The sequence below is a fragment of the Pseudoalteromonas sp. APC 3224 genome (assembly GCF_030407535.1).
Lineage (GTDB): Bacteria > Pseudomonadota > Gammaproteobacteria > Enterobacterales > Alteromonadaceae > Pseudoalteromonas.
The window spans coordinates 1-536 of record NZ_JASDDF010000083.1 but is presented as its reverse complement, the minus strand read 5'-3'; the positions used below and the strand labels follow the sequence as shown (position 1 = coordinate 536).

The 536-nt window shown below is 33.2% G+C and carries 1 protein-coding gene; it reads left to right on the top strand.

The features are described 5' to 3' along the window. On the top strand, positions 1-447 hold a 447-nt coding region (locus QL989_RS19145), incomplete at its 5' end, for a hypothetical protein (protein ID WP_290171724.1). Between the last annotated feature and the right edge of the window lie 89 nt (positions 448-536).

Below are 536 nucleotides of genomic sequence, written 5' to 3'. Positions count from 1 at the left end.
GTGATTTTTTTAAAAGGAGTAAAAATCACAATGTTTAAATCAGAATTTCATAAACAGTTTCTTTCTTTATTTGGCTACGATTATGCAAAAGGTGCCAAAGAACTGGGCGTAAGTGAAAGGCAAGTAAGGCGTTATGTAAAAGCAGGTAAAGCAACAAAGCCAGTAGAAAAACTTTTGAATATTATTTATCGCGGTTACTTACCTGATTTTGGTGCTTGGTCCGATTGCAGAATATGCATACACGACCAAACAATGCAAACCCCTTGGGGTATCGTTCTCGCCTCCGATGTTCAACTGGTGCACAGGTATAAATGGTCAGCTAGGGAGAGTGAGAAACAATATAAAAATATAAAACAATCACATTCAGAGGCCGAAAAACATTTTGATTTTATTCAAAATCAATTACTTGAACTAGTGAATGAAATTTCAATAAAAAAAATAGGCTAGTCAATATGACAAACCTATTTTATATTTAACTTATTGTTTTAAAGGGCTTAACTGCCCTTTCATTAAACTTTCATACTATAAATTATAGG